The 24,435-nt window shown below is 29.8% G+C and carries 24 protein-coding genes and 1 tRNA gene; 13 read left to right on the top strand and 12 right to left on the bottom strand.

Annotation, left to right across the window (positions count from 1 at the left end; translation table 4 throughout):
* Positions 1-13 precede the first annotated feature (13 nt).
* The 3 genes from secDF to ruvA are packed head-to-tail and all read right to left on the bottom strand — an operon-like array spanning position 14 to position 4,239.
* Positions 14-2,665 (bottom strand): protein translocase subunit SecDF, encoded by a 2,652-nt coding sequence (gene secDF / locus EXC42_RS06050; protein ID WP_012498214.1) that lies wholly within the window; start codon positions 2,663-2,665, stop codon positions 14-16.
* A gap of 28 nt (positions 2,666-2,693) precedes the next feature.
* Positions 2,694-3,647: a Holliday junction branch migration DNA helicase RuvB gene (ruvB, locus tag EXC42_RS01520; RefSeq protein WP_012498213.1), complete on the bottom strand. Its 954-nt coding sequence runs from the start codon at positions 3,645-3,647 to the stop codon at positions 2,694-2,696.
* Positions 3,628-4,239 carry a Holliday junction branch migration protein RuvA gene (ruvA, locus tag EXC42_RS06045; protein ID WP_012498212.1) on the bottom strand — a complete coding sequence of 204 codons (612 nt, stop codon included), beginning with the start codon at positions 4,237-4,239 and terminating at the stop codon, positions 3,628-3,630. The genes ruvB and ruvA overlap by 20 nt, the downstream gene beginning before the upstream one ends.
* Before the next feature lie 135 nt (positions 4,240-4,374).
* On the opposite strand from ruvA, the gene EXC42_RS01510 reads away from it, so the two are divergent.
* The 13 genes from EXC42_RS01510 to ligA all read left to right on the top strand — a co-directional run bounded on the left by EXC42_RS01510 (position 4,375) and on the right by ligA (position 16,005).
* Positions 4,375-5,037 carry a 16S rRNA (uracil(1498)-N(3))-methyltransferase gene (locus EXC42_RS01510; RefSeq protein WP_012498211.1) on the top strand — a complete coding sequence of 221 codons (663 nt, stop codon included), beginning with the start codon at positions 4,375-4,377 and terminating at the stop codon, positions 5,035-5,037.
* 99 nt (positions 5,038-5,136) lie between these two features.
* Entirely contained in the window at positions 5,137-5,571 is a 435-nt protein-coding gene (gene rplM, locus EXC42_RS01505) for a 50S ribosomal protein L13 (RefSeq protein ID WP_012498210.1), read from the top strand.
* The gene (gene rpsI, locus EXC42_RS01500) at positions 5,571-5,969 is read left to right on the top strand and encodes a 30S ribosomal protein S9 (protein WP_012498209.1); all 399 of its coding nucleotides are present in this window, start codon (positions 5,571-5,573) and stop codon (positions 5,967-5,969) included. The genes rplM and rpsI overlap by 1 nt, the downstream gene beginning before the upstream one ends.
* A gap of 48 nt (positions 5,970-6,017) precedes the next feature.
* Positions 6,018-6,094 (top strand) — tRNA-Ile (locus EXC42_RS01495).
* Between the two features lie 165 nt (positions 6,095-6,259).
* The gene (locus EXC42_RS06040) at positions 6,260-6,436 is read left to right on the top strand and encodes a DUF2188 domain-containing protein (protein ID WP_012498208.1); all 177 of its coding nucleotides are present in this window, start codon (positions 6,260-6,262) and stop codon (positions 6,434-6,436) included.
* Positions 6,437-6,440: 4 nt separating this feature from the next.
* On the top strand, positions 6,441-7,322 hold the full coding sequence (locus EXC42_RS01485) for a bifunctional 5,10-methylenetetrahydrofolate dehydrogenase/5,10-methenyltetrahydrofolate cyclohydrolase (RefSeq protein WP_012498207.1): 882 nt from the start codon (positions 6,441-6,443) through the stop codon (positions 7,320-7,322).
* 1,050 nt (positions 7,323-8,372) lie between these two features.
* Positions 8,373-9,602 carry a hypothetical protein gene (locus EXC42_RS06035; RefSeq protein WP_012498205.1) on the top strand — a complete coding sequence of 410 codons (1,230 nt, stop codon included), beginning with the start codon at positions 8,373-8,375 and terminating at the stop codon, positions 9,600-9,602.
* Between the two features lie 339 nt (positions 9,603-9,941).
* Positions 9,942-10,598 (top strand): deoxynucleoside kinase, encoded by a 657-nt coding sequence (locus tag EXC42_RS01475; RefSeq protein ID WP_012498204.1) that lies wholly within the window; start codon positions 9,942-9,944, stop codon positions 10,596-10,598.
* Positions 10,576-11,139, top strand: coding sequence for a hypoxanthine phosphoribosyltransferase (gene hpt, locus EXC42_RS01470; RefSeq protein ID WP_041914091.1), 564 nt, complete (start codon positions 10,576-10,578; stop codon positions 11,137-11,139). Before EXC42_RS01475 ends, hpt begins: the two co-directional genes overlap by 23 nt.
* Positions 11,140-11,212: 73 nt before the next feature.
* Positions 11,213-12,016 (top strand): energy-coupling factor transporter ATPase, encoded by an 804-nt coding sequence (locus tag EXC42_RS01465; RefSeq protein WP_012498202.1) that lies wholly within the window; start codon positions 11,213-11,215, stop codon positions 12,014-12,016.
* Positions 12,001-13,023: an ATP-binding cassette domain-containing protein gene (locus tag EXC42_RS01460; RefSeq protein WP_012498201.1), complete on the top strand. Its 1,023-nt coding sequence runs from the start codon at positions 12,001-12,003 to the stop codon at positions 13,021-13,023. Before EXC42_RS01465 ends, EXC42_RS01460 begins: the two co-directional genes overlap by 16 nt.
* A gap of 4 nt (positions 13,024-13,027) precedes the next feature.
* On the top strand, positions 13,028-13,972 hold the full coding sequence (locus tag EXC42_RS01455; RefSeq protein WP_012498200.1) for an energy-coupling factor transporter transmembrane component T family protein: 945 nt from the start codon (positions 13,028-13,030) through the stop codon (positions 13,970-13,972).
* Positions 13,973-14,007: 35 nt separating this feature from the next.
* Positions 14,008-16,005 carry an NAD-dependent DNA ligase LigA gene (gene ligA, locus EXC42_RS01450; protein WP_012498199.1) on the top strand — a complete coding sequence of 666 codons (1,998 nt, stop codon included), beginning with the start codon at positions 14,008-14,010 and terminating at the stop codon, positions 16,003-16,005.
* Here ligA and EXC42_RS01445 read toward each other — a convergent pair.
* The 9 genes from EXC42_RS01445 to EXC42_RS01405 form a co-directional block, all read right to left on the bottom strand.
* A complete protein-coding gene (locus tag EXC42_RS01445) occupies positions 15,983-17,362 on the bottom strand; it encodes an MAG0480 family ComEC-like protein (RefSeq protein ID WP_012498198.1) in 1,380 nt (459 codons plus the stop codon). The genes ligA and EXC42_RS01445 overlap by 23 nt on opposite strands.
* Positions 17,281-17,796: an MAG0490 family ComEA-like DNA-binding protein gene (locus EXC42_RS01440; RefSeq protein ID WP_012498197.1), complete on the bottom strand. Its 516-nt coding sequence runs from the start codon at positions 17,794-17,796 to the stop codon at positions 17,281-17,283. The genes EXC42_RS01445 and EXC42_RS01440 overlap by 82 nt, the downstream gene beginning before the upstream one ends.
* Before the next feature lie 109 nt (positions 17,797-17,905).
* The gene (rpsO, locus tag EXC42_RS01435; RefSeq protein ID WP_012498196.1) at positions 17,906-18,172 is read right to left on the bottom strand and encodes a 30S ribosomal protein S15; all 267 of its coding nucleotides are present in this window, start codon (positions 18,170-18,172) and stop codon (positions 17,906-17,908) included.
* A 102-nt stretch (positions 18,173-18,274) separates the two neighbouring features.
* Positions 18,275-19,147, bottom strand: a complete 873-nt coding sequence (locus tag EXC42_RS01430; RefSeq protein WP_012498195.1) for an FAD synthase — start codon at positions 19,145-19,147, stop codon at positions 18,275-18,277.
* 2 nt (positions 19,148-19,149) lie between these two features.
* On the bottom strand, positions 19,150-21,339 hold the full coding sequence (locus EXC42_RS01425) for an SGNH/GDSL hydrolase family protein (protein WP_012498194.1): 2,190 nt from the start codon (positions 21,337-21,339) through the stop codon (positions 19,150-19,152).
* 72 nt (positions 21,340-21,411) lie between these two features.
* Positions 21,412-22,245: a ribosome biogenesis GTPase YlqF gene (gene ylqF / locus EXC42_RS06030; RefSeq protein ID WP_012498193.1), complete on the bottom strand. Its 834-nt coding sequence runs from the start codon at positions 22,243-22,245 to the stop codon at positions 21,412-21,414.
* A gap of 42 nt (positions 22,246-22,287) precedes the next feature.
* Positions 22,288-22,809, bottom strand: a complete 522-nt coding sequence (locus tag EXC42_RS01415; RefSeq protein WP_129648864.1) for a tRNA (cytidine(34)-2'-O)-methyltransferase — start codon at positions 22,807-22,809, stop codon at positions 22,288-22,290.
* Positions 22,810-22,990: 181 nt separating this feature from the next.
* Positions 22,991-23,932, bottom strand: coding sequence for a coiled-coil domain-containing protein (locus EXC42_RS01410; protein ID WP_012498191.1), 942 nt, complete (start codon positions 23,930-23,932; stop codon positions 22,991-22,993).
* A gap of 77 nt (positions 23,933-24,009) precedes the next feature.
* Positions 24,010-24,267, bottom strand: a complete 258-nt coding sequence (locus EXC42_RS01405; protein WP_012498190.1) for a hypothetical protein — start codon at positions 24,265-24,267, stop codon at positions 24,010-24,012.
* Positions 24,268-24,435 lie beyond the last annotated feature (168 nt).

Below are 24,435 nucleotides of genomic sequence, written 5' to 3'. Positions count from 1 at the left end.
GTGCCTACCTTTTTTATTTTGAGTAATCGTTAATTCCGACGAAAGTTTGTTCTTCAACTTTTTGTGTATTTCAGTAATTGCTTTCAATTCTTTTAGTTTTTAGTTTGAATTTTAGCATTGTCATTTTTCTTCAAATATCTGTTACTAAGAATAGATTGGTTATTACTAGGATGATGATTGCAAAGGTTATACCAAAGACAATAGTTCTACTTAATTCTTGCATTAACAGCGCTAGTAGTGGCGTACTTACTAAACCGATTAGTAACAATGCTATTTGGTTAGGAACTATTTCAATGCTAATATTCTTGAAAATCTCATTGATTTTATCATTATCATAGATAAAGTTTTTAGTATTCAAGTCTTTTTTAAATTCATCTTTAACACGCGATGAATGGATAATACTATCTTGAATCACGAAAATAGTTGCTATTAATAAAGTATCAATAAGGTTGGTACTAATTGGTGAATATGTCATTAGCATAAATGCCGCTAAACCAACCATCATTATAATTTGTTTAACTCATAAAATAGTTGCTGCAGCAAGGGAATATTTGAATGCCATGTAAATTGAAATTACAGCAATAGCTCCGAATATAATGCCAATTATTAGGCCAAAGTCAGCAGCTAGATTAACTGGAATAATTTGACTTGTACTTACATATCCGGCAGTAATTAGTTGATGGTTTAAATTATTAATCGCGGAAGTTAAATCGGTTTGTGACTTAGCAATTACTTGGTATGAACTTTTAGCTTGATTTTCTAAGATTGCTTCAGCACTAGTAATGCCGCTTATCGATTTTAACGAGTTGACAATTTCTTCAGCTTCACTTAAAGATCAAAATGTATCGGTTTGTGGTTTTAGGACATAACGGTAAGCTGGCTTTAATTCATTAGTTAGATTAAGCCCGGCAGTAACTTGTTTGCCAAGGACCGCTAAACTAGCAAAGACAACCAAAGCCACTACAACTAAAATCGCGAATAAAATAAAGAATATTTTATATTTGTTAATTGAATTAAATGTTTTTGTTTGTGAATTTGGTTTTATATTAATATCTCAAAAGACTGCTTTTGAAGAATGATCGAAACTTTCAGATCTAGCAAAGTTTCGGAGCAGCAACATTTGGAGAACATTGGCTATTAAGAATCCACTAACGATTGCTATAAAGATTATGATCCCAGCAATCGTACTATAAGAGGTACTAATAAAGATTCCGAATATAAGAAGAATAATGAGTGAAACCGTACTATCAAAAGAACCTAGCAATGAGCTTTTTAAACTTCTCATTGCTGATTTAGCAACATTCGAGCCCCTTTTCAGTTCATTTTTAAAAATATTCAGTTGATTAAAAATCAACATGAAAGCGAGAATTAATGCCACAATAATTGTCAAGGCTACGATAACGCTAATAAAGATTTCCAATGCGACAACGATTACGAAAGTCACGAATACGAAGAATGCAAGACAAATAGCAGCTAATAGACCAAATAGTCTAAATCTACTAATGAGAAAGACGGCAAATAGTGAATATAGAATTGCTAGAACAATTAAGTAACGATTAGTTGCGGTTGAGCTTGTGGTCATGAAGTGGGTTGATTCTTCTTCTAGACTAAAAGGAGCCATCGCATAGTTAATCATATTTGCTAATTGATCATCGGTGTAACCATCTTTGTTATTATTTGGAATAAACATTGTGGTTTCAACGGCGGTACCAGCTCTTAAAGAAACAGGGTTAGCAACTGCTAGTAAGTATTTAGCAGCGTTGATTTGGTGAGTTTTTAGAACCGGAGGATAGGTCTTTCTGTTTTTATTATTGTTGTTATTTTTATTGTCACTATTATTATCTTTGCTATCTTTGGTGTTGCCACCTTCGGTTCGGGGATTTGCATCGTTACCAATATATGCAAAGTTTACGGGATTACGTTTTGCTTTTTCTCAATCTTCTGGAAACTGAGTTTGAGCAATGTTAATGAACTCTTTTAAGTTTACTCAGATGTAAGCATTCCCAGCTAGAGCACCGTAGATTCTATTGTAAATTCCTAAAAGTACATTTTCATTAGCATATCTAATAAATTGGTCTCAACCGTATTTGGTCATTTTTAAATTGACTCTACCAGTCGTTCCCTGTTTATTGGTAGCGCTAGCGGGATTTGCTTCAAGCGATGGCATAAAATCTGCGGGGTCACCGTCCATAAAATCTTGGAGTGTTTTTCTTTCGCCTGGTGTTAATATAGAAGTAAATTGCCCACGATAGAAAACCGGTCTACCCTCCGAGTCGGTAATGGTTAGATAAGGTTTGGTAACTAGTGAACGAATTAAATCGGCTTTTTCTTTATCGCTACGATCTTTATAACTTTTTAGTGATATCAAGTTATTTGATGATAAGTTAAGATCGTAAGCTGAAGCACTATTTCCACTTTGCAAATATTTTTTTGTTGTGTTTAGCACTTCACGAGCTGACGGCAAGGTAGTATTTGTTAAGTTGGTGTTATTAGTTTCTCTAATTCTTAAAGTACTACTAATACCACTTATTGAACTACTATTCGTGTTCAAATTTGGTTTTAGATAAAATATCGAACCAAATATAATGGTGATCAACATAACAACCATCGTTAAAATGTTGATGAATCACCTTAATTTACTATTAATTACCTTCTTATTTTTCATAATTTTAAAATTATAATATATTACATTTTTATTGAGTCAAATTCGCTTCTAAATATCTAATACCATTGGCAGTAATTTTTCGTCCACGCGACGATTTTTCAATTAGTTTATAAACCAAAAGTAGTGGTTCAATTTCATTAATAATTGTACTTTTTTCGTCGCTTATAATTCCAGAAATTGCGTCAAGCGATCCAAAAGAATCGTTAAAAACTTGATGTAGCACTCTCAAATATTCAATTTGTGAGTAGACTAGCCCATATTGAAAAATGCCAATAAATTTAAATGCTTTTTTTACTAATTTTTCAGTGATGAGATCTTTTTTTTCATAAACAGCAAAGTCATAAACCCGTTTTAATAGATTATTGGCAACACGTGGCGTTTGTCTTGAATGTTCGGCAATTTTTTTAATAGCTTTTTCATCAATCGGTATGTTATTTCTTGCCGCGGAGTTGGTGATAATTTTTATAATTTCTTCATCTGTATAAGGAGTTAATTTTCCAATAAAACCAAAGCGATCTTTCAATGGTTGGCTTAACAAATTGAATTTAGTGGTGGCTGCTATTAGTGAAAAACTTTTAAGTTTCATTCGCATAATACGTCTATCACCTTCAACGCCAAGGGGAATGTCAACTACACCATCTTCAAGCGCTGAATAAAGCAACTCTTCTAAGTTGTGGTTAATACCGTGAACTTCATCAATGAAAATAATGTCATTTTCTTTAATGGAGTTTAACAAAGTTAAAATATCACTCTTTTTCTCAAGAAGTGGTCCTTGAGCATAAACAATATTACGCTTAGTTTCGGTTGCAATGATTTTGGCTAAACTAGTTTTTCCTAGTCCCGGTGGGCCATAAAATAGTAAGTGATCAATTGGCCTTTTTAATTTAGAAGCACTAGCAATCATTACTTTAAGAGTTTTAGTAATTTTCTCTTGGCCAATAAAATCACTAAATGATTTAACTCTAAACTCTGCTAGTTTCATGTTGTTGCTGACTAATTAACTTAATGGCGTTTTCAACGCAAGTTTCAATATCATCGTTTAGTTCAATTTTATCTAATGCAAATTTAATTTGTTGTTGTTTAAATCCAAGCATTTTCATTGTGTCTAAAAATTTATTTTCATTTTCTGAAGATGCTGGAACTTTAATTTTAGCCGCTTCATCCGAAGTTAATTTTTTCATGAATTTTGCATATTTATCTTGATAGCTAAAAATAATGGCATTAGCAATCTTGCTAGACACATATGGAATCTTGCCCAAAGCACCTTTATTGGCTGTAGCAACATAATTTATGACATTTTCTCAACCAATGTTCAAAATGCTAATAGCAGTTTTGGGCCCTAGGCCTTGTATTTCAATTAAGTCTTCAAAGATGACTAGCTCTTTAAAATTATCAAAACCGTAAGTAACCTTTGTGTATTCATTTTCTATTTGTGAAATAAAGATTTTTCTTAATTCATCTTTTTTAAAACGACTAATATTAGGTGCATAAATCAAATCCCCTTCACCGTTATGATCTAATATTAAATAGTTAGTGTTAACATGCATGATTTTTCCGTATTTATAAATTATCATTTCTAATTTCTCCTTTTAATGCGTTCTAATCAAAGTATAAAATTGCTATGTTGTGTCTTTGCTAAAGATAGGAAAAAGATAGGAAAAGTTTTAAAATTTTTATGAAATGAAAATTGTCAATATAATAAATAAACAATGTATAAATTTTTTTGTTATCACAAAGCAGGTGACGCTTTTATTCTAGATGATGAAACTTGTCAACATTTTCGAGCAGTGCGCATTAAAGATGAGCATTTTTTGATTAATTTTGAAAATGAGTTTTACGAATGTTCTTTTAAAGGTCCGAATTTAGCAATTATTATTAAAAAATTAACTATTAATAATGAGCTACCATTTAAGTTAATAGTGGCGATTCCTTTAATTAAGCAAGCCAATTTTGAAATGGCCTTGCAAAAATCAGTCGAGCTTGGAGCATCTGAGATTATTCCTTTTTATTCTGATTATTGCGATGTGGCTAATAAAAATATCACTAATAAAATTAGTCGTTATTTAAAAATTATTAAGCAAGCGGCCCAACAATCGTTTCGCAATATAATTCCAAAATTGCATACAGTTCATTCATTTTCAGAAATCTTAACTTTTGAGTGCAAAAATAAATACTTAGCATACGAAAATGAAAAATCAAGTCCCTTTAAACCCGATTTTGCCGAAGCGATGTTAATAGTCGGTCCTGAAGGGGGATTTAATTTCAACGAAATTGCACAAGCTAAGCAAAAAAATGTTAAAATTGTCTCATTGACCAAAAGCATTTTACGAACAGAAACTGCAATTATTTACATGCTTAGTAAATTAGTATAGTTTTTATATTAATATTTGTTGCGGTTTGCTATAATGTTTAAGCATTTAATTATTTACTTATATTCACAACGTTAAATATTTAAAAAATAAGGAGAGAGTATGCATCAAACGACCATTGTCAAAAAAGAAACTGTTGACAAAAAATGATATCTTATTGATGCAGCCAACGTACCATTAGGTAGACTTTCAACTCTTGTAGCTTCTACTCTTAGAGGAAAAACTAAACCAACATTTACTCCAAATGTTGACATGGGCGACAATGTAGTTGTTATTAATGCCAAAGAAGTATTATTAACTGCTAAAAAAGATGAAAAGAAAATTTACTACCACCACACTGGTTACCCCGGGGGACTAAAACAAATTACTGCGAAGGATCTTAGACAAAAACATCCTGAAGCGCTTGTTGAAAAAGCAGTTAGAGGAATGCTTCCTCACACTGCACTAGGTCGCAAACAATTTAGAAACTTATTTGTTTATGCCGGACCTGATCACAAACAAATGGCACAACAACCAATGAAAATTGAGGTTAAATAATGGCAGAAGCAATTAGATACTATGGACTAGGTCGGCGTAAATCGTCAGTTGCGAGAGTTTACATCGTTCCTGGTAAAGGAAATTTTGCAATCAATACTAAAGAAGCAAAACAATATTTAAATTCTGATATTTTAATTAAAGATGCTCTTAGCCCATTTGCCGTAACAGAAACCCAAGGAACCTTTGATGTTATTGCTAAAGTTAATGGCGGTGGTTTAACAGGCCAAGCTGGAGCAATTAGATTAGGAATCGCCCGTGCTTTATTAGAAGCTTCAAATAATGAATATCGTAATAAATTAAAAGATGCTGGATTCTTAACCCGTGATGCAAGAGTCAAAGAACGTAAGAAATTCGGTCTAAGAAAAGCTAGAAGAGCAAGACAATTCTCAAAACGTTAGTATATACTTTTATATGTAATAATGGCAAAATCAAATTGCCATTAATCTGCGAGCGTAGCTCAGCTGGTTAGAGCACACGACTGATAATCGTGAGGTCGATGGTTCAAGTCCATTCGTTCGCACCATTTCAAGCAATTGATCAAAAACCGCATTTGATAGTTTGCGGTTTTTATTTTTTTTTAATTATTTACATTAATTAAAGTAGGAGAAAATTTTATTTTCTTTATAATATTATTTAAATGACTTTAACAAATACAAAATCACAATAATTGCTTATAAGAAAGGAAAATATGCCAGTTCGTTACGTTGTTAATCATGAAAATGGTTGAGCAGTTAAAAATCCAAAAGGCAAACGTGCGCTAAAAACATTTAAAACCCAAAAAGAAGCGATGGACTATGCTAAAAGCCTAAGCGACACCACTAGTGTTTTGGTACAAAGCAAAGAAGGTAGCTTTCGGAAAAGCTAATTCTATGCCAGTTATTCTTGATGGCAAACGACTTTCTGAGGCATTGCAAGCTAAGATTGCAATGGCATTTTCGGCGTATCGAGGCCCTAAGCCAATTCTTGGGATTTTACAAGTTGGCAATAAAGAAGATTCTAATATCTATGTCGCTCATAAATTAAAAGTAGCTGAATCTTTAGGGTTTTTAACCAAATTGGTAAAAATGCCAGAAAATAGTACACAAGATGAAATAATTGGCACTTTAAGAAACGCCGCCGCTGAAGTAACTGGCATTATTGTTCAACTACCACTAGTTTCTAATCGAATTGAGAATCTTCAAGAAATTCTTGACAACATTCCTATAGAAAAAGACATCGATGGGCTTAGCTCATACAATCTAGCTTCAAATTATAATTGCAAAGATAACTTCCTTTCTGCTACGCCTAAAGGCATCATTTTGCTATTAAAACATTACAACATTAATTTCCGTTCCACCGTGATTGCTTTAGTGGGTCAGTCCAATATTGTCGGAAAACCATTGGCTAAATATTTAAGCAATTTTAAAAATAATACAATTAAAACATATGTTAAAGACACGCCTAAAGATGACTTACATGAAGCAAAAATTGTCATAGTTGCTACTGGGGTGTATCAATCAGTAACGGCCGACCAATTAGCTAATGGTACTGTTTTAATTGACGTCGGCATTCATCGTCAAGGTAAGACAATCCATGGTGATTTAGACTTTGCTTCTTGTTTTAAAAAAGCCAGTTACATCACACCAGTTCCCGGTGGAGTTGGACCCCTAACAGTAGTGGCATTGATGTTTAATTTAATTAAAGCCTTAATTTTGCAAAATCCGAATTTGGATCATGAATTTCTATCTTTAAAAGAGTTTATTAACATCTAGATTAATAATGCTAAACGCAAACACGTGCAATAAGAAAAAGTTACTAGTGAACCCTAGTAACTTTTTTGCCTTTTAAAAAATTTTAGTTGTCACAAAAAATGAAAATATTGCATTTCAAAATAATGCCACAACGTATATCAATGACTAATGATTATTAGAATAAAAAATAAGACTATAAAAAATTTTTAAAAAGTTAAACAACTTCTTCGTAAAATAACGGGCTTTCACACATTAGGTCCGGGGAAAGGACAAATGTCTTTATTTTTAATATATAGATATATATTAATTTTTGTTCATTTCCAATTTGGGGACAATTTAGGGGCAAAATTGCATGCTAGGTCCGATTTAGGTCCAAGTGGCTCTAAAAATACATTTTATTATAATAAAATGTACAAAGCAAATTCTTTACCATATTATGTGATCAGGGGCAATTGCTTATCTTGCCTTTAAAGGACGCGCGCCCGCGCATAAAGAAAAAACTTTAGTGTGGTCCAAAATGGACTTTAGGCCATTATTAAAATATTTTCCAATGAATTTGCTAGTATATTAATTAAAAAAATAGCAACAGTTGCTATTAAAGAAAGCGATATTTTTTAACAAAAGTGATAAATTGATTCTAAATATTTTGCTTTGATTCTTTTTTAAAATTAAAATGGTCATTTTGTTTATATAATGTAGTGTTTTTGTTTGTGAACATGCCTAAAATAATTTTGGTTTTTCATTGACAAAAAAGCTACATGGAAATGCATCATTTTAACGAAATTAAATTAGATGTTTCAGAATTACAACGAATTTTGATGTTTAAATAAAATATAGTTTTTGCTAAGTTTGATAACGGTTAAAAACGGGATAAAAGCCCATTTTATTCAAATAGAACCTAGTTTTAGACAATAAACTTGATATGACATTTTATTTGACTTATTAGGTCTAAATTTACGCTTTTTAGCCCTAAAAATAGGAAAACTAATTAAAATTTCTCTTAATTTTCATATCCTTATACATATTTTTAGTTTTTAAAAATTTCTTTGAAGAAAGCGAGTTAATAACTTAATGGTAATCACAAGAAAAAAACGAATTTTGATGATTTCGTTAACCTCGGCAACTGTCTTAGCTGCAGGTCTTGGAACTATTAGTGTTTTTGTTTATAACAAAAACAAACAAACTCGCTATGAAAATATGATAAATAATAACTACAATATGGCTGAAAGTTATAGCTATCAACTATCAGAATTCGAAAAAGAAATTGATAATCTTGAAAATGCTCCGATGAATAAGTGAGAAGAGTTTTTTGAGGAAATTAATAAAAAACTTGCGGCTGCTCAAGAATTTATTAAGTTATCGCATTCGATCGAAAACGAAGATAGACTAAAAGTCGTTTATGAAAAACTAAAATATAAAATTATTGAAATTAAAGCACGCATTGTTAAAGCTAATAGTAAAGTTAATGATTTTAAAAGAGATTTTGACAAAAGATATTTAGTGCTATACGACGAATTTCAAAAATTTGCTAAGCAACTATCTAGACGAGACATCACCACTAAGGAACTAATTAGTGCTCTTGAAAGTTCCCGCGAATTTTTAGATAATTTAGCTAAAGAATGAGAAATTGCGCAAAGTAAGGAATATCGTTTTAGCGAAGTGAATAAACTAAAAAGTAATGTTCAAAAAATTGTTGACAATGTTCATGAATTCAACAACAAAACTTGAAAGTTTATTCCAGAAGTTGAAAAGAAAATGGGAGTAATTAACAAGATACGTTTTGCGCAAAAATGAGACTTCAATAAAAATCTAAAGATTAAAACATTCGAAACTTATTTGACAAATCTTCAAATTAGAATTGACGATCTATCTAATTTTTATGATGCAAATAAAGTAGAAAAAGGTCTTGAAATCGAAGAGACCCTTAAAAAAGTTGAGAATTTTTTAAAAACTATTAATGATGAAAAAACTCAATTAAAGCGTGATTTCGAAACCGCTAAAGCAACTTTTCTTCAGGGATTAGAAGCTTCGCTTAAGCAAATGCAAAATGATTACAAAGATATTGCAAGTGGTTTTAGCGAAATAAAAAAACATAAAGATAGCCCAAATGATAGCAGCTGAAGTGAAATTTCTCGTTTAAAAGAATTAATTTATTCATTAAATAAAAGTGTTGAAGCGGCATTGGAACATGCCAAAGTACATGATTATTATGATAAAGATAAAATCCTTAGTCAAATTAAATCTAACTTAACAGCCATTAGTCAAGAGATTGAAAAACACTTTCACTCTGATATTAAATAGTTAAAAGAAAATACTTAACAAGCTTTTTGTTTAATATGACAAAAAGCTTTTTTATTCAAAATTTGCCGCTCATAATTAGTAAAAAAAGACAAGTTCAAATCTTTTTTATTTAAATGATTAAATATTTAACTTTTTTTATTTTTGTCTACTTGAATTTGACAATGCACTAATAAATATTAACAAATTATTAACAAGTAATTAACTAATAAGTTTTTTATTTTAAGCGTTTAAAAGCTAAAGCAATTTAAATAAGGATATTTCTAAAATAATTCAAATTTTTTGTGGTTTTTTCTTTAGAATGGTTCTAACAATATTTAATAAATTAAGGAGAATTTTACCATGGTTATTGGAATTAGCGGCATGATCGCTGCCGGAAAAAGTCAACTATCTGACAAATTATATAAACACTACGAAGACTCGGTTATGCTTCATGAATTTGAAGAAAATGACGAAGTTTTTAATACATTCTTAAAGTGATTGTACGAAAAGCAACCTAACTTAACAATTGGTTTTCAGTCATACATTGTTGAGAATCATTCAGCTAAGTTTGCCGAGGTTTTTAAAAAGTATCAAAGTGAAAATAAAGATCCCCAAAAATCGCATATTTTCTTAGACCGCTTCTCAGTGGAACACTATATTTTTGCTAAATTGATTCTAAACGAAAAAGAGCCTAAATATCTAAAAGCTTACGATGCTTTATTTGAGACTTTAATTACTAAAGAGGAGTTGCCGGATTTTGCCATTTTTCTTGACATTAGCTTTGAAACTTTTAAAAATCGCATTTTAAAAAGAGGAAGAGAATCAGAAATTGCTAATTTTGATGACAATTTTGCTTATTTCAAAAATTTACACGACAATTACCTCAAAATATTTAAAGAGATTGCTGAAAAATTCAAGTTAAAATATTTTATTATTGACACAAATGATAAAACTGAAACTGAAGTCTTTCATGAAGCAGTCAAAATTATTGAAAATGAGACTAAGAATGTTAGATAAACGAATTGAAAAAGTCCTTTTTGACCAAAAGACTTTGGAAAAAAGAATCCTTGAACTAAGTATGTGGGTTAATGAAAATTATTCTGATCAAGACGAACTTATTATCATTGGCCTATTAAAAGGAAGTTTGCCGTTTCTTGCTCAACTAATTAAAAATATTAATGTTGATTTTATTATGGACTTTATGACCGTTAGTTCCTATGATGGCAAAGCGCACTCTTCGGGGAGTGTTAAGGTAATTTTAGATCTTGCTAACGATATTAAAGACCGCCATGTTTTAATTGTTGAAGATATCATTGATAGTGGTCGGACAATGCAAAAAGTTGTTAATTTATTAAATTCAAGAAATCCCCAAAGTTTAAGAGTTCTAACTCTTCTTAACAAACCTTCGGGTAGAAAAGTTAAGTTCGAACCTGATAAATTTGGCTTTATGATTGGCGACGAATTTGTTGTTGGTTTTGGCTTTGATTGACACGAAAAGATGCGTCAGCTTCCTTACATTGGCATTCTAAAAGAATGCGAAATTAATAAAGAAAAATAATTTTTTTAAAAACTCGACATCTCGGTCGGGTTTTTATATAGTAATATATAAAATTAACTATAATTAAATGATTATGATTGAAGTTAGAAAATTAACCTATCGTTATCCCGAAGCTAAGAAACTAGCCTTAGATAACATCAATTTAACAATTAACGATGGCGAATATGTCGCAATTTTAGGTCATAATGGCTCAGGTAAGAGCACTTTTTCTAAATTACTTTCAGCAATTTACAAAGCTACAGGTGGCAAAATCTTAATTGACGGACTAGAAATCAATGCTGATAATATTACTGAAATTCGTAAAAAAATCGGCATTGTTTTCCAAAACCCTGATAACCAATTTATCGGTTCAACTGTTGAAGATGACATTGCTTTTGGTTTAGAAAACAAGCAACTTACTTTCGAAGAAATGAATGCCAAGGTTAAACATTATGTTAAAGAAGTTGGCATGGAAAATTATTTAGATCATGAACCCCAAAATCTTTCGGGGGGACAAAAACAACGAGTAGCAATTGCCTCAGTTCTAGCACTCGATCCCAAAATCATTATTTTTGATGAAATCACATCAATGTTAGATCCACGGGGAAGAAGCGATATTTATAAAATCATTCACGATTTACATAGAAATACTGATAAAACATTAATTTCAATCACGCATGACATGGACGAAGCTTTATTGGCTGATACTTTAATTGTTTTTTCGGGTGGTAAATTAGTAAAAATTGGTAAACCTATTGAAATTCTTAATGACAAAGAAATTATTGAAATTGCTAAAATTGACTCGCCTTTTATATATAAACTAAGTCAAATGATAAACGGTGTTAAACCAACTTATGATGAAAAGGATTTAATTGATCAGTTATGCAAATTGAAGTAAAAGATATAACAAAAGAATTTAATAAAGGTTTGCCCACTCATATTAAAGTGCTTGATGGCATTAGTGCTACTTTTAATGAAGGTGAAATGATTTCAATTATTGGGCCAACTGGCTCTGGCAAAACCACTTTTATTGAACATTTAAATGCTTTATTAATTCCTAACTCTGGAACTATCAATTTTTTTGATGTTCCGTTAAAACAAAAGCTAAAAAAACCAAAGAAACCCAAAAGAGATCCGGCAATGTCCGAGCTTGACTATCGCGATCTTTTAAATGTTTGAAAAGACAAAATTAATCATATTAAAAAACTAAAACGTGCCGATCGTTTTGAAATTGTTAAAACCGAAATTAATATCAAAAAAACCAAAAGAAAAATCAAAAATGTAAAAGGCCTAAGAAAACAAGTTGGAGTTGTATTTCAATTTGCCGAGTATCAATTGTTTGAATCAACAATCGAGAAGGACATTATTTTTGGCCCGATTTCAATGGGTGTTAAAAAAGAAGAAGCTAAGAAATTGGCTAGAAAATATTTAAAGATGGTTGATTTGCCCGAAGAGTATTTAGATAAGAGCCCTTTTAATCTTTCGGGTGGTCAAAAACGTCGCGTAGCTTTAGCGGGAATTTTGGCAATGGAACCAAGGTTTTTAGTTCTAGATGAGCCAACAGCTGGACTTGATCCTCATGGTGTACAAGAAATGCTTAAGCTGTTTTACGAGTTAAATCGAAAAGAAAATAAGACTATTATTTTAGTAACTCATGATCTTGATAACGCCCTAAGATGAACTAATCGTACAATTTTTGTAAAAAATGGCAAAATCATTCATGACGGTGATACATACGAAGCTTTAAATGATGAAAAATTCCTTATTGAAAATAATTTAATACCAACTAAGCTACTATCCTTTGTTAACAAACTGAAAGAACACGGGTTTAAGATTGACAAAATTACAAGCATTGATGATTTAGCTAGTCAATTGAACGAACAACTCAAGAAAAAAAGGAGATAACAATATGAATCAAGCAATTATTGGTAAATATGTTAATAGCAACACGCCAATTCATAAGTTAGACCCTAGACTAAAATTTTTAGCCAATATTTTGTTCATTATTCTTTTCTTTGTGGCTGATCACTTCATTACTTTAGGTATCTTAACTGCTTTTATTATGGTTGTTTATATTATTTCAACTAAATCAATAAAATCATGTTTACTTAAACTTAGAACGCCTTTTTATATTGCTATCTTTTTATTAGTAATTAATATGCTTACTATAAAAGGTGCTGTTGGACAAAATAGTACACCTTTTGTTCCTTTGGCCGGCGATACTAATGTTGATAGTTTTGTTTTTCATCGTAATGAATTAATTGTTAATGATATTTATTGAGCGCCATTTGGGCCTAATTCCGTTTTTCAACTAACCAAATTTACTTTGCTAAGAACTATTTCAATTTTTATTAGAATCTATGGTGTTATTTTAACAACTACTATTCTAACTGTAACTACTAAGCCTGTTTTATTGACTAGAGCAATCAACGACTTACTTCTTCCCCTAAAATTAATAAGAATTCATACCGAAATTATTACTATGATTATTTCAATTGCCCTTCGTTTCATTCCGACACTTTTAGACGAAGCAAATCGTATTATGAAAGCGCAGTCAAGCCGGGGCATTGATTTTAAAAACGGTAATTTTAAAGAAAGAACTAAATCGTTTGTAGTGTTAATTGTTCCATTATTTGTAGCTTCATTTTCAAAAGCAAATGATTTATCAGACGCTATGGTTTCGCGAGGATACGAACCTTATGCTAAAAGAAGTCACTACCGGAAACTAGAGCCTAGTTGACGTGATTTGATTGCTACTTTGTTTATTATGGCTTGCGTTTTGATGGTAATTTTATGTCAACTAGAAGCAATTAAGTTGCCATGATGATGAATTAGAACCTTCCAAAGAGTTTAATTACTTAATAGCATTAAGAAAGGGTGAAATTGCAGATGACCGAAAAAGAGAAAATTAGAAATGAAGTCTTTGAACTCCAAGCTAAAATAAACGAATGAGATAATGCTTATTATAATCTTGATGCTCCGTTGGTCGAAGATGCTATCTATGATCGTGAAATTTTAAAGCTAAAAAAATTAGAAGAACAATATAGTTCATATTTTAGTTTTGAAGAACTAGCCAATTCACCGACACAGAAAATCAATGCTAAGAGTTCTGACTTATTTAAAAAAGTTACCCATGATAGTCCAATGCTTTCACTAAATAAAGCTTATACAGAAGAAGAAATTCAAAAGTTTATTGATAATATTAAAAAAGTTACACCCACTTTTAGTTTTTTTCTAGAACCTAAAATTGATGGTTTGTCAATTTCAATTAAATACCGGAATGGACAACTATTCCAAGCAGTCACTAGGGGAGATGGTTTAGTCGGCGAAGATGTTACTGAGAATATTAAGCAAATTAAAAATATTCCCAAGGAAATAGCTTATCAAAAGCCACTTGAAGTTCGAGGCGAAGTTTATTTAGCATTGAGTGAATTTGAAAAAATTAATTTAAATTTTCAAAAAGAAAATAAACCTTTGATGGCCAATCCTCGTAATGCTGCTGCTGGGACTTTAAGACAACTTGATAAAGAAATTGTAGCAAATCGTAATCTTTCTGCTTTTTTATACAATATTGTTGCACCAGAAGATCACAACATTTTTACTATTTTAGAAGCTAGAGATTTTTTAAAAAACTTAGGCTTTTCGGTAACTAAAGAAGCAACTTATGCTAAAGATTTATCCGAAATTAATAGCTATATTGAAAACTTTAAGCACCTTAAAAAGACTCTTGATTATGAAACTGATGGTGTAGTTATCAAATTAAACGAACTGCAACATTACGACGCGCTTGGTGCTACTAATAAATTTCCCCACTCCGCTATTGCTTTTAAGTATGAACCTAACACGACAACAACAGTTTTAAAAAATATTTTTATTACTGTAGGTAGAACGGGGCTTGTTACATATAATGCTGAACTTGAACCGGTGATTCTTTCGGGTAGTTGTATTACCTTTGCCACTTTAAATAATTACCAATATATAAAAGATCTAAAGCTCAACAAAGGGGATTTAGTATATATAAAAAAAGCTGGTGAAATTATTCCATGTGTAATTGGTTTAGTTAATAAAAAACATGAAGAAACTGAGTTTAATAAATTTTTAAAATGCCCATATTGTAATAGCGATCTAATTGAAACTGACACTTTGTTAGAACAGTATTGTAGTAACGAAAATTGTCCGGAAATTAGAAGAAAAAAAATCATTCATTTTGCTTCAAAAAAGGCAATGGAACTAAACTCATTAGGTGAAAAAAACATTGATGTTTTTATTAACGAAGGGTTACTTGAAAATGTGATTGATTTTTATAAGTTAAAAGAAAAAAAAGACAAGATTATGTCCTTAGAACGATTTGGCACAAAATCGGTTATGAACATTTTAAAATCAATTGAAGAATCAAAGAAAAACTCATTGGATCGTGTAATTTTTGGCCTATCCATTAAACATATCGGTTCAAAAGTAGCCTATTTTCTAGCATCAAAAATTCTTAAATTAAGTAATTTTCTTGATTTTGATTTTGACTCGTTAATCTCTTATAATGAAATTGGCGAAAAAATCATTTCGTCTCTTAAAAACTGAGTAGCCAAAGAAGAAAATAAAAATCTTGTCAAGGACTTGCTTGATAATGATGTGGACCTAGAATTTATTGCCACTAAAAAAACTGAACGTTTTGCTCAACTTAGTTTTGTAATCACAGGTACACTTTCGCAGCCAAGATCGCATTTTGAAAAACTAATTAAAGAAAATGGGGGTTCGATTTCTTCGGCCGTTTCAGCTAAAACCTCTTATTTATTAGTTGGCGAAGACGCTGGTTCAAAATTGGCTAAAGCTCGAGCTTTAAATGTAAAGATTCTTGACGAAGAAGCTTTTAACGAACTTTTAGTTTCTTAAATCATATTGCTTTAGAAAAAGTTAAAACTTTTGAGATTCTAGAGCTTGACAGTATAAAGAAAAGTAAATGTAAAATTAGCGGTAAATAATATAATTTTTTTGGAACTTCAAGCACAACGCTTGTAGTTTTTATTATTTGGATTAAACTATTTAAAATTTTAAAATAAAAGGGTAGTAGATAACTAGTTCAGAAAAATAGCATTGAAAAGAAATAACTAAAAATTATAATCGGACTAAAGAAAATTTGATAAATGAATCCCAAAGTCACAATCTTTTGATTGAATGTTAGCGAAATTAAAAGTGATGATAAATAAGCTCCTAATAACACTAAAACATTTTTTATTCATTCACTTTTAAATTTATTAGTAGCTTGCACGATTAGCAATATAACAAAAGTAATAGTAAAAGACAAAATAAATGAGTAATTATAAATGATGTTTGGATTTACTATCATAAATAAAAGTGCTACAAAAACTAGAATATCTAAACTATTAAATTTTTTATCCAACAATTTATCATTAATTAATTTGGCCACAATAAAAGTAAAAGCTCTTAGAGCAGAAATCTGAAAGTCTAACAAAAACAAATAAGCAAATAAAATAACTACGCTTATAAGGTTAGCAATATCAACATTTACTTTACATTTTTTTAATATTCATAAAAAAGTTAAATAAAATAGTCCAAAATGCAGACCACTAATAACAAATAGATGTGCTATATTTAGCTCTTTAGCGCTTTCAAGTAAACTAGCGGTTAAATCGACTCTTCTTGAAAGCAGCAGTAATAGCAGAAATTTATTGGCTGGTTCATATCGAGAAGCCAAATAATTTTCAAGCCATGAAGAATCATTAAAAATTCGTTTAATGTCGTAGTCAATCAATTCTAAAAAAGTATTATTACTAAGATTAAAATTAGAAATGTTACTAATCATTTTTAATTTGCCTTTGAGTTGAATAATATCATTTACTTGATATAGTGTATTGCTGTTTTTTACAATTATATTTATGCCGTTATAGTTAACAATAAAACTATTTCGATATCGCCTAATGATTTTAAAACTTTGGTCAATCTCAATATTATTCAAACTAGTAACTATTGCTCAAAAGAGCAAATAAGATGCCATCATTGTCAATGCCATTAGTGTCCAACATAAGTGAAATTTTGGATTAAATAAGTTTATGAAAACAATCACAATAAATGCAAATCAAAATAGTAAATTATTAGGGTTAGTGATGGCAATAAATAAGCATAGCGCACAAAGAAAGGCAACAAAAATTAAGTTTCAAATATTATTGATTTTTTTAAAATCTCTAAAGTTTTGGGTCCCAAGCCCTTTATTGATTCAAAATCTTTTCAAGTAATTTTGCTACCTTTCTCTTTAATCAAATTAAAAATTTTTAAAGCTAATTTTTTGTTAATCCCTAGATTTATTAAAATTTCAACATCGTTAATTTCACTAATAAAAAATTTCTTCTGTTTATTAAAAGGAATGTAAAACTTTTGTGAATCAAGTAAGGTATTAGTTTTGCTAATCTTACTTAGATCAGCATTGGCCTTTAATTTTGCTAGTTTTAGTAAGTCATTAACAATGCTTCCTTTTTTTAATGAATACTCGCCAGGATAGTAAACGGCACCGTTAATTGTTACGTTTATAAACTCTTTCTCATTTGGTTTGCTGCTTTTTAGTTTATTAATCACAAAGTATGAAGATATTAAAATCGTTGACGAAATAGTAAAAGCTATCCCTCAAAATATTCATTTACCTTTTTTGTTTCACTTTGTGACTTTCATACTTGAAATATAACATTAGAAGAAAATGATAAAAGCGAAAATAGGAAAAAGATAGGAAAATAAAAAAGAGGCAAAACACCTCTTTTTGAATGGTTTTAATAATTGAAAACTATTTTCTAATATTTAGAGCTTTAATTGTTTCTAAATATAGTTCGTAGTTTGAAGATTTTAAGTGACTAAGTAATGCTTTACGGTGGTTAACTTTAGCAATAAAACCCCGCATTGAGTGTAAGTCTTTTTTATTAGCCTCAAAGTGTTTTTTAAGTGATTCAATTTTTTCAGTTAAAATCGCAATTTGTACAGGTAGATGTCCTGTATCTTTAGCATTTCTTCCAAATTTCTTCACTAGTTCTTCAATTTTTTGTTTTGAAACCATAGTTTTTCCTTTCATAACCTAGCAACAATCGTAATTGCAACCAAGATATAATTTTTAATGTACTAATTTTAACATAAATTAACAATATATTATTGTGCAAAATTATTTATTGTTTTCAAAGAATTTTTGAGCTGCTTGAAGATCTTTTTCAAAGAGATCGTTGCTAGCAAGTGAACTTATATATCTAATGCTTTTTTCAAATTCAATGAAGATTTCTTCATATTTAGAAGGAATAATTTTTAGATCAAATAAATAAAGTTTATTAATCAAAGTTTGCTCATCATCTGGCTTGCTTTTTTTAATTAAGCAAACGCCATGATATTCAATATCTTTAATAACAACATTAACGCAATAAATGCCTGCTTTTAGTTTGACTAAATTCTGGGGATATGTAAATTTGAAGCGATTAATATTAGTGATAAAAGCATATTTTTCAAGGAGTAGCTTATTGGCTTCTATTATATTGCCATCACTTATTAGCTCGGTTATCAGTGATGAAGATATTTTTTGTTTATTGATTTTTCTTTCTTCAACAACGCTAACTGCGAAATTTTCTTTTAACATAGCAATGCTACCCATACGATTATGGCCAAAGCAAAAGTCTGGGCCGCACACAATTTGCTTGACATTAATTTCTTTTAATTTTTCAATGAATTTTTCTGCTGAAAGATTTATTAGATCTTCAGAAACTTCAATATAAAAAGCGTAGTCAAAATTTAGGGCACTAATTGTATATAATCTAGTCTTTAGTTGAAAAAGTTTTTTTTCTTGAATTCGACCTTTATTAATGGAATTTTTTAAAAGTAAGATTGCCAATTTGTTCTCAGAGTTTGTTGCGTTTATTTCGCGTGCTTTTTTAATAAGTTCGTAATGGCCTAAATGAAGACTTTCAAAGCCGCCTAAGCAAATAGTTAGGGGTTCTTTAATTATGGGGCTTTGCTTTAATAAATCTCAGTTGTATACTTTCATATCCATAATTATTTCATCTTATTTCTATTAACAATTTTTTTAATGGAAATAAGGTCTTTTCAAGTTTTGGTTATTAGTCTTAGAAAGACAATGTTTCGAACTCATTTACTCTTTTTGAAGATGTTTTGATTTTTATCTTTTTTTACTAGTAAGTCATAAAATGAGTAGTTTTTTATTCGATCAATAAACTTGGCTAAAATTGCATTTAAGATTCCTTGGTTTTCTTTAAGAACAAGAATAATATTTTTGATGCTTTTTTCTAAGATTTGCCGTTCTTTTAGACTTAGAGCATCAATATGATAGATTTGAAAAATAATTTGGCAAATTAGCTCCACAGTGCTATCAATATTTTCTTGCGATGAGATTTCTAAAAACGTTTTATCAATAAAATAAAAAAACTTATATTTATTGTTGACAATTCAATTTTTTCATAGCTCATCAAAAGATGATAGTTTTTCATAGAGGCTCGCGTAATTGACGATGCTTTCTACAACAAAGATCACAAAATCATTAATAGTTTTTATGCTAAGAAAATAATCGCGAATAATTGTGTAACGGAAGTTTAGATGCTTTGTATTTAAAAACTCATACATTGAACCATTGAATAGGTCACTTATTAGAGTTAAAATAATTTCTTTAATTTCTTCTTTACTACTTGAGATGATATTAGCATTAAATAGCTGTTTGAAAACATCATATATTAGTTTTTGGTTTGAAATTAGTATATTGTGCCATTCATTTTGGATAGTTTTTTTATCGACAGCAAGAAGATTTTTTTGAATTAATGACCTTTGCAAAATAAACAGAATTTTTTCTAGCTTGCCGTTTTTTAGCAATGCTAGATAGATTTTTTTACCATTACCACTATTTAGCAAATAGTTTTTAAGCATTTCAATTGAAGCGTATTTCTCGGGGGCTTCATTAAAAAAATCATCTAGTAAGTTATTAACAAACATGTTAATAGTTTGATCACCATCATTGTAGCGAATGTAAGCATCAAGCGTTTTAGCAAAACGTAGATACGGGGCCAAAATGCTATGTATCTTTGCTTCATTTTCTGAATAAACTAAAATATTGTAATTTAGATTACTTCCAAAGATGCTTTTAAAAAGTTCGTAAGCGCCGAATTTAGGACTAAATATTTGTTCATATGATCGAAGATCTCTTAGCCAATATTCTTTATTAATAATGTAGTTATCAAACTTGTGGGGGATTAGTATTTCTTGTAAGAAGGTTTCTTTATTTAAGCATAGTTTCGTAAATAAATCATAGGCAATTTTTTTATAACCATTTTCAGTTGGAAAAGGAGCGAAAATGTTTTCAAATAAAAATGCTTTATTTTTTTCTCAATAAAACTCGTCATAGACATCAACGTAACTAGTTTGACATTTATTGGCACATTTCTTCATTGCTTCATTAACTTTTTTAATAGTATCTTCAAGAAAGTTGGTTTTAATTAATTTTTCGAGTTTCAAAGCCTCTTGAATAAAAGTTTCAAGGTAAATAAATGGTTTAGTATAACTTACAAACACAATCTTAGCAGTGGGATTTTTTTCACGAATAGCTTTGTATAACTTAATTAATTTGTTTTCAACGGCGTAGCATGCATCAATGATTTCGTTGTTAATTTGTTGATAAATTTTTAGTGCTTCTTCTGCTTTAGCAAGTCGCATTCGGTTGATTTTTTCAAACGGAATTTTGAAAAAAACATCGCCAAGGCCCAAAGTAATTGTAATTAAATTAGCATCGTTAATTTTATTAGAAACAATATTAAAATCGCCTTGCAAAACATTTCATTTATCAAAGAGACTAGAAAAATAATTTTTAAAAGGATTGCTAATGTGTCAGTCAAGTGATTGCAAAAAATCTAACCTTTTTTGGCTTGCTTTAATTTTGTCTTTATTTTTAGTAACAAGAGCATTTCAAAGATCAATTGAGCTACCAGGCATAGATAAGTTGTAAAAACTACTTAATTCTAGAAAATTACTATCTTTAATAAGTGTAGCAAAAAAACTTGGATAGGAAAGTCCGTAAATGTTGTTATTATTATCTAAAAACCCATTTGTAGCAAATCCAATTTTACTATTAAAACCACTAGCATAAATGCCGCCGATGGCCACATAGTTAATTTTCTTTAAAGTTTCTTGGCTAGGTTTTTCTAATGGAAAAAAATTATTAAATTGTGTCGTTTCACTCATAATCACTTTCTTTTGCCTTTTTTAAAAATTATAAGTATTTTACAATGTCTCATTAAAATATAAATATTTTAACTATTGAATTTCATCATACATAACATTGCTTAATTCTTGAAAATACGCTATTAAACTATTGATAGCTTTTTTTGTATCTAAAACATTATTTTTTAGTAACAAATTATTGTTTTTGGCATATAAAGCAACGTTTTCAAAAATTTCATCTTCTAAAACTGTCGCCTCTAAATTAAGGCTTTTAATTTTTTCGGGATATTTTAAACTAACTAGCTTATAAAGTTCGACCAAGCATTCATTAAGGTTTAAAGATTCTTTTCTAATCGAGCCCGTAATTAATAGCTTGGCCCCGATTTCATTGCTTGCAATTTTTGGCATAAGCAGCCCCGGGGTGTCAAGTAGTAAATAATTTTTACAATTAATTCATTGCTCTGAACGTGTTATACCAGCTGTGGCTCCTACTTTAGCTACGCGACTTTTGGCCATTAGATTAATAAAAGTGCTTTTGCCAACATTGGGAACACCCAAAACAACACATTTTAGTGGCGGCGTCAGTTTTCCTTTAGCATCGTTTTTGGCTTTGAGTTTTAGGTAATGAGCGTTTAAGGAACTATTAATTTGTTTGTAAGCTTTTGGGCTTTTTAGATTGGTTAAAATTACTTCGCCTTTATCTTCATATCGCTTTACTATTGGCATTAGTTCTGCAATTGAAGTTTTATCAATCTTGTTAAAAACAAAAAGAATTGGACGATGTTGTGCGATTTTATAAATTTCGTTATTAAAACTACTGATAGGAATTCGGCTATCAATAATAATAATGAAAAGGTCAAATAACTTTTGCTTGTCTTTTAGCAATCGAAATTCTTTAGCCATGTGGCCCGGAAATCAATGAATCATCTTCTTCTCCTATGGTTTTTGATTTTGGTTTTTATATAAGTATTATTTTAAAATAAAGTCTTTGCCTTTTTGACTTTCAAATTCCGATAGATTAGGAAACGAATTTTGGCGCATGATTTCATATAAAACAATTGCAACACTATTAGCTAAGTTAAGACTACGACATTGTGCAAACATCGGAATGCGCAAACAATTAGCGATTTTAGTTTGCATAATTTTTTTAGAAATCCCAGTGCTCTCAGTTCCAAACATTACCCAAATTTCTTTATTGTTGTCAAGTTCATTTTTTCAGTCAATTTGTGAATAGTTACTAAGACCATATCGCGTAATATAATAAATATTTTTGTCGCCATATTTCTTAAAGAATTGCTCATAATTGGCATGAATTTCGTGCTCAATTTCACTAAGAAAATGCCCCGCCGCTTTTCTTTTAAGCCAATGAGGGTGCAAGTCAAAAGCAGTTGGTTTAATAATGTGCAATTTTGCGTTAGTAGCAAAACAAGTGCGAATAATGTTAGCAGTGTTAGGACTAATTTCTGGTTGATATAAAATAACGTTTATCATGATTTATAAATTATAGTTAATAATTTAAAAAACATGATTTATGTTCAACTTTAAAGGTATTAATTTTTTGCCTTATAAAAGGATTTAACTATTTTAATAATTTAGGAGGGAAAGTTGAATAAAAAATGCAAACCCTGCAAAGAAGTTGCTTTTAGTTCTTATGGCGCTTGCGTTGTTTAATTTATTGAATGATAATATTACGATTATCTTTTTCTTTTAAGATTTTATAAAGGCTATTTTTTCTAACATTAATTTCGCTAATTTTTCCATCAATGCGTTCTTGATTGTTTTTATCACCGACTAATGAAGCTTTCTTTTTTTCTAATTTTTCTTTTATTTTCATCAAAGATTCTTCAACATTTTTTGCTTTATTTTTATCTTTGGCTAGGATTGCGGCGTCAACCTCGCTAATTATTTTGTTCGCTTCTTCTAAAATTTGACTAGTTTCTTTGGTGTTTTTGTCAATACTTATGCTAAGACTTTCTTTCTTTTTAGTTAACTCTTTTCTTGCGTCATCAAGTTTTTTAGTTAAATCATCAAACTCTTTTTTAATGTTTTCTTTATTAACAATACTCTTTAGTTTTTGATATTTTTTGTCTAATATTTTAATTAATTTTTGAATGCCGTTGATGGTTGCATTTAGAATACTGTATTTTTGGATTTGAGAGTCAATTGTGTTTGCTTCTCTGACCTCTAAAATGGCTTTATTTAAAAAATCCTGTTGATTTTTAATGTCTTTTTCAATTTCATTTAGCAAAAGCTTTTCATTATCTTGAGCAACTTTGTCTAATTTTATTTGTTTCGCTTTCGCTGATAAAATAAGGTTTTGAATTTTGCTAAGAAGATCTTTAATTTGGTGTTTATTTTTTGATGCTAATTTGTTGTCTAATACTTCAAGAGTATTTGCTTTTTCTTGTAATTCTTCTAGCGCTTTTATATTATTTGTTAATTTTTCTAAGTTTTTAGCTACATAGTTATTTTCGATTTCTTGATTAGTATTTTCTAAAATTTTTCCAAACTCAATGATTTGTGTTCTGATGTCTTGTTTTTCTTTAACAATTGTAGTTTCTATAATTTGTTTTATTTTGTTAATTAAATCAATTAAGTTTTCTAAACTTTGCACCTCAGATTTTATACTTGATTCTTTGCTAATATTTTGGGCTTCTTTTTTGAGATTCTCTAGTTCATCTAATTTTTCTTTTACTTGTTAAAAGTCTGAGTTAATTCATTTGGTTTGAAGTGAATTTGCTTTATTAAGCTTTGAGTTTGCGCTTCTAAGGTTTTTAAATCATCGCTAATTTTATTGATTCTTTTTTGTAATGTAGTGGTCTCTTTCTTTTCTTTACTTTTTACGGTGCTTGCACAAGAAACAGTAAACATTGCCCCGGATGATAAAGCAGCCGTTGCTCCTATAAAAATCAAAAAAGAAGTTATTTTTTTCTTTTGAAAATGGTTCATGGTTAATAAGTGTATTTTCTCCTCGGTATTTCTAAACAATCAAAAAGTTGTTTTTCTTATGCTTATTTTTTTAATATTTGCATTGAGAAATGACATATTAATTTTACAAGAAAATCAAAAAATATTAACTACTAGTTTTGTTAAAATAACGCTTGTATTTAGAGAAAA

Source organism: Metamycoplasma arthritidis, assembly GCF_900660715.1.
Classification (GTDB): Bacteria; Bacillota_I; Bacilli_A; order Mycoplasmatales; family Metamycoplasmataceae; genus Metamycoplasma; species Metamycoplasma arthritidis.
This window is presented reverse-complemented; position numbering and strand designations above follow the sequence as displayed.